Origin of the sequence: Methylobacterium frigidaeris (assembly GCF_022179185.1) — a bacterium.
GTDB classification, from domain to species: domain Bacteria; phylum Pseudomonadota; class Alphaproteobacteria; order Rhizobiales; family Beijerinckiaceae; genus Methylobacterium; species Methylobacterium frigidaeris.
In genome coordinates, this window is sequence record NZ_BPQJ01000277.1 from 1 (window position 1) to 251 (window position 251).

Genomic DNA, 251 nt, shown 5'->3' on the forward strand with positions numbered 1-251 from the left:
TCAGTACACACACCTCTCACTGGCTAAGTTAGTCTGATAGGGTACTCTTTCGCTAGTTCAACGGAAGGTCCTGAACCACTGCAAAAACAATGCACGCCGCAAGGCCTCCGCCCTCGTCGAGGCGCTCCGCGAGCACCATGGGCGGGCACAGCAGGCCCCTGCTGGGGTCGACGTACCGCGGGTAGAGAATCACGGCGCCGGCCTCCATTAGGTGGAGCGTCAGGCGGCGGGAGCGGCGGGCGCAGGCCGAA

1 pseudogene is annotated in these 251 nt (G+C 63.7%); it reads right to left on the reverse strand.

Annotation, left to right across the window (positions count from 1 at the left end):
• Positions 1-52: 52 nt before the first annotated feature.
• Positions 53-251, reverse strand: a pseudogene (locus MFF64_RS37145) (hypothetical protein); the annotation flags it as partial.